The organism is Pseudolysinimonas sp., from assembly GCF_044239695.1.
Lineage (GTDB): Bacteria > Actinomycetota > Actinomycetes > Actinomycetales > Microbacteriaceae > Pseudolysinimonas_A.
On record NZ_JBIIAW010000152.1, the window covers coordinates 1 to 5,152 of the forward strand.

6 protein-coding genes are annotated in these 5,152 nt (G+C 71.9%); 5 read left to right on the forward strand and 1 reads right to left on the reverse strand.

What is annotated here, in order from left to right:
• Positions 1–55: 55 nt before the first annotated feature.
• Positions 56–676 carry an alpha/beta fold hydrolase gene (locus ACILQS_RS15390; RefSeq protein ID WP_395641004.1) on the reverse strand — a complete coding sequence of 207 codons (621 nt, stop codon included), beginning with the start codon at positions 674–676 and terminating at the stop codon, positions 56–58.
• 60 nt (positions 677–736) lie between these two features.
• Between ACILQS_RS15390 and ACILQS_RS15395 the strand changes: the two genes are divergently transcribed.
• From ACILQS_RS15395 to ACILQS_RS15415, 5 genes are all read left to right on the forward strand, one after another.
• Complete coding sequence (locus ACILQS_RS15395; RefSeq protein WP_395641005.1) at positions 737–1,531, forward strand: fumarylacetoacetate hydrolase family protein; 795 nt, start codon at positions 737–739, stop codon at positions 1,529–1,531.
• Between the two features lie 13 nt (positions 1,532–1,544).
• The gene (locus ACILQS_RS15400) at positions 1,545–2,423 is read left to right on the forward strand and encodes a GRP family sugar transporter (RefSeq protein WP_395641006.1); all 879 of its coding nucleotides are present in this window, start codon (positions 1,545–1,547) and stop codon (positions 2,421–2,423) included.
• Entirely contained in the window at positions 2,420–3,652 is a 1,233-nt protein-coding gene (locus ACILQS_RS15405) for an MFS transporter (RefSeq protein ID WP_395641007.1), read from the forward strand. The genes ACILQS_RS15400 and ACILQS_RS15405 overlap by 4 nt, the downstream gene beginning before the upstream one ends.
• A 69-nt stretch (positions 3,653–3,721) precedes the next feature.
• Positions 3,722–4,408 (forward strand): MerR family transcriptional regulator, encoded by a 687-nt coding sequence (locus ACILQS_RS15410; protein ID WP_395641008.1) that lies wholly within the window; start codon positions 3,722–3,724, stop codon positions 4,406–4,408.
• The coding region (locus tag ACILQS_RS15415; protein WP_395641009.1) for a hypothetical protein at positions 4,405–5,152 on the forward strand (748 nt) is incomplete at its 3' end. The genes ACILQS_RS15410 and ACILQS_RS15415, both read left to right, overlap by 4 nt.

Genomic DNA, 5,152 nt, shown 5'->3' on the forward strand with positions numbered 1-5,152 from the left:
GAAACCCACCCCGGGTTGCTCGTCGGGGTTTCGATACACCGGGCGCGCCCGGCACTCAACCCGCGGGGGAGGTGGTGCGGATCACGAAGGCGGCCACGGCATCCGCCGCGGTGTCGAGGTGCTGCGCGGCCGTGAACCCGCTCACGCTCTTCCGCGGCGTGAGGTCGTGGTCGCCGTCCGCGAGCCAGCGGATCTCGATCGTGGGCGAGAGCGGGTAGCCGGCGACCTCGTCGGGGGACCCGAACGGGTCGCGCGTGCCCTGCACGATGAGCGTCGGCGTCGCGAGGTCGGCGAGGTGCGCGATGCGCGGTTGATCGGGCTTCGCCGGTGGGTGCCACGGGTACGAGAGGCAGACCAGTCCGGCGACGGCGGCGTCGTCCGCGATCATGCTCGCGACGCGTCCCCCCATCGAGCGTCCGCCGATCACGGGACGCCCGCCGACCTCGGCCAGCACCGCCCGGTACTCGTCGAGCAGGGTATCGGCGCGGGGCGGCGGGCGGCGCAGCCCCTGCCGCCGTGCCGCCATGTAGGCGAACTCGAACCGCACGACACGGATGCCGCGGTCGGCCATGCGCACGGCCAGCGCGGTCATGCCGCGGGAATCCATCGCGGCGCCGGCGCCGTGGGCGAGCACGAGGGTCGGGGCGGACGGGTCGCCGTCGATGAGCAGATCCACGCCCTCATCCTGCCGCCTGCGTTCGAAATGCGTACGAGCCCCGAGGTCTAGGCTCGATCCGTGAGAGTCGCCCGCTTCGCCACCCCCGACTCGACCCCCCGGTACGGCATCGTCGACGGTGACGACCTCGTCGTGCTCGCCTCGGATCCGATCTTCGCGGGGTTCGACACCACGGGGGAGAGAGTCCCGCTCGCCGACGCACGCCTGCTGGCCCCGGTCATCCCGCGCTCGAAGGTCGTCTGCGTGGGCCTCAACTACGCCGAGCACCGCGCCGACATGACGAACGTCGACGCCCCCGAGAACCCGCTCATCTTCCTCAAGCCCAACACCGCGGTGATCGGTCCCGGCGAGCCCATCCTCATGCCGCCGGTCGAGGGGCGCATCACCCACGAGGCCGAGCTGACGATCGTGATCGGCAAGATCGCCAAGCAGGTGAAGGCCGCCGACTGGGAGCAGTACGTGTTCGGTTACACGATCGCGAACGACGTGTCGGCGCGCGACCAGATGTTCGCCGACGGCCAGTGGGCGCGGGCCAAGGGCTACGACACCTTCTGCCCGATCGGTCCGTGGATCGAGACCGAGCTCGACCCGACCAATCTCGAGATCTCGAGCACCGTCGACGGCGAGCCGCGGCGGCACGGCAATACGAAAGACCTCATCCACAAGATCCCCGAGCTGATCGCCTACATCTCGGATGTCTGGACGCTCCTGCCCGGCGACATCATCTGCACCGGCACGCCGTCCGGTCTCGGCGGCTTCCTCGACGGGCAGACCGTCGACATCACCATCGAGGGCATCGGCACGCTGAGCAACCCGGCGCGGTATCGCGACGGGGCGCCCACCGCGCGTTCGTGAAGACGGGCGCGGCATGACACTCGCGGCGACGGTCGCCGTTCTCGGATTCGTCAGCGCGCTGCTCTACGGCGCGTCCGACTTCCTCGGCGGGTTGGCCTCGCGACGGATGACGCCGCTGCTCGCGAGCACTCTCGGGTTCGGGGTCGCGATCGTCGTCGCCGGCGTCGCGGTGCTCGTCACCGATCCGGTCTGGTCGCGTGAGGCCGTCGTCCTCGGCATCATCGCGGGGGCGTGCGGGGCGATCGGAACGTGGGCGCTCTATGCGGCGCTCGCACTCGGGCCGATGAGCATCCTCTCCCCAGCGGTCGCCGCGATCTACGCGATCGTGCCGGCGACCGTCGGCATCGCGCTCGGGGAACGCTTCGGCGTCGTCGGATCGATCGCCCTCGTCGTCGTGGTGGTGGCGGGCATCCTGCTCGCGTCGAGTCGGGATGCCGAACGTCGACGTCCGTCGACTCGGGCCCTGCTGATCTCACTCGTCTCAGGGCTCGGCTTCGCGGGCTACATCGTCGCGATCGACGCGACCCCCGAGGAGTCGGGTTTCGTGCCGCTGTTCGTCGACCTCCTGGCCGGCGGGGTGCTGTTCGGGGCGGTGCTGCTGCTCGGGCGCCTGCGGTCGGGGCCCCGCGAACTCGCCGGGCTGCGCGACCGCCGCGCCGTGGCGCTCGCCCTCGGTGCCGGCCTGCTGCTCGTGTCGGGCAACCTCCTGCTCGTCGCCGGGCTGCATCTCGGCGACCTGGCCACTCTCGCCGTGCTCAACTCGCTCTACCCGCTGGGCACGGTCGCGCTCGCGGTCGTCGTGCTGCGCGAACGTCCGTCGAGACTTCAGGTTCTCGGGATCGTGCTCGCGTTCGCGGGGGCAGTGGCACTCGCGCTCGGGGGGACCGAATGACGTTCCTGACGGACGCGGATGTCGTCCGGATCCGGCGGCGCAGCCACGCGGTGATCATCGTCGGCCAGGCGCTGGCCGGGGTCGGGATGGGCGCCACGTTCTCCGCAGCCGCGTTGCTCGCCGAGCGTCTCTCCGGTTCCGCCGCGTGGTCGGGCACCGCGACGACGATGTCCACCCTCGGTGCGGCCGCCGCCGCGGTGCCGCTCGCCGCCCTCGCCCGCCGGTCGGGACGCTCTCCGGCTCTCGCGACCGGGGCGGGTCTCGCTGCGCTCGGGGCGGTGCTCGGCCTCGTCGCGACAGCCGCTGTCGTCTTCCCGCTGTTTCTCGTCGCGATGGGCCTGCTCGGCGTCGGAACCGCGGTCAACCTGCAGTCTCGGTTCGCGGCGACCGACCTCTCCGAACCGTCCCGCCGGGGCCGCGATCTCGCGATCGTCGTCTGGGCGACCACGCTCGGGGCGGTGATCGGCCCGAACCTCATCGGCCCGGGCGAAGCGCTCGGGCTGCGCCTGGGTCTGCCGGAACTCGGCGGGGTCTTCCTCTTCACGCTCGCTGCGCAACTGGTGGCCGTGACCATCTACCGCTTCGGTCTGCGTCCCGACCCGCTGAAGACGGCCGAGCGGCTCGGCGTCGAACGCGGCGCCGGACCGGTTGCCGCCCGCCCCGCGGATCGCGGGGGAGTGCGCACCGCCATCCTCGCTCTCGCCCTCAGCCACGCGACGATGGCTTCGGTGATGGCGATGACCCCCGTGCACCTCGTCGACCACGGCGCGACTCTGGTGATCGTCGGGCTCACGATCAGCCTGCACGTCGCCGGGATGTACGGTCTCTCGCCGCTGTGGGGGGTGCTCTCCGACCGGTTCGGTCGCGAGCCCATCATCGGCGTCGGGCAGGGGCTGCTGCTCGCGGCCCTGCTGATGACCTCGTTCGGCGCCGAGTCGTCGGGTTGGGTGCTGACCGGCCTCATCTTCCTGGGCGTCGGATGGAGCGCCTCGACAGTGGCCGCCTCCGGCCTCGTGGCCGACAGTGCCGACCCGGCGCGCCGCACGGTCGTGCAGGGCCGGGCCGATCTGTCGATGAGTCTCGCCGGCGCGATCGGGGCGGGGAGCGCTGGGCTCGTGCTCGCCCTCATCGGCTACGCGGGGTTGTCGTTGGTCGCGACGGCACTCGTCGCGGTCGTGCTCGGGGCTCTGGCGATCCGTACCGCGCGTCGCCCGGGACGCGCCGACTGATTCCGCCGCCGACTCCTCGCGGGCCGCTCTTGCACTGATAGTGACACTATCGGTAGTGTCACTATCACCATGAGGATCTCCGAACTCGCCCGGCTCAGCGACAGCACCCCCGCCACGATCAAGTTCTACGTGCGCGAAGGCCTGCTCGCCCCGGGGGAGCGACTCGGCGCCAACCAGTCGGCCTACGACGACACGCATCTGGCACGCGTGCGGCTGATCCGGGCACTCGTCGAGGTCGGCGGTCTGTCGATCGCCGGCACGCGGGCGGTGCTCGCCGCGCTCGACGACGACGGACTGGCGCTCGGCTACGTGCTCGAAGCCGCCTCGCAGGCGCTGCCGGTGAGCGTGCCGCCGTCGCCGACGGGTGAGACCGCGGGCCGGCAGCGCATCGACGACCTCGTCGCCGACCGCGGCTGGCACGTCGGCCCGGGCAACGCCGGCCGCGTCGTCGCTGCCCGCGTGCTCGACGACTACCGCGCTCTCGGCCGCGACGACCTGACGGCCACGCTCGAGGTCTACGCCGACGCTGCCGAACTCGTCGCCGTCGCCGACCTCGGCGCCGTGGCCGCGGCCACCAGCCGGGCCGCGATGACCGAGACCGTCGTCGTCGGCACCGTGCTCGGCGACGTGCTGTTCGCGGGCCTGCGCCGCATGGCCCACGAGGAGGCGGCGATGCGTCGCTTCCCCGTCCCCGGATCCACTCCTGCACCCCCGGCCGCACCCGACACCGACCCCACCGAGGAACCCAGCTCATGACCGACCTGCACCCCGCGCCCTCCACGGACGCCGCCCCGCGCCTCATCGCCGCCCGCCCGCTACGTGCGGTCGAGTGGCACCGCCCGCTGCTCGTGCTCGCCGCCGCGATGACGGTGCTCGCCGTCGTCAGCACGATCGGGATGCTCGTCGACGACCGAGAGGTGACCGGCGTCTCGGTCTGGGCGAAGCCGCTCAAGTTCGCCCTGTCGACGGTCCTCTACTCCCTGACCCTGGCGTGGTTGATCGGTCAGACGACCCGATTCCGTCGGGTCGCCCGCCTCGTCGGCACGGCCTCCACGATCCTCCTCGCCGTCGAACTCGTCATCATCACCGCCTTCGCCGCGCTCGGCGAGACGAGCCACTTCAACGTGACGACGCCGCTGCACACGGCCGCCTGGGGCGTGATGGCGGTGTCGATCTCGACGCTCTGGGGCCTCACTTTCGTGATGGCGATCATCCTGTTCCGCACGCCGCTGGGCGACGCCGCACGTACGATGTCGATCCGCGCCGGCATCCTCATCGCGATCGTCGGCATGGGCCTGGCGTTCCTGATGACCGGGCCGCAGGGCGACCAGATCTCGGACTACCAGGGCGTCGTCGGCGCGCACACCGTCGGGGCGGCCGACGGCGGCCCGGGGCTCCCGGTGCTCGGCTGGAGCACGGAGGCGGGCGACCTGCGCATCCCGCACTTCGTCGGGATGCACGCCCTCCAGGTGCTGCCGCTACTCGCGATCCTGCTCGAGG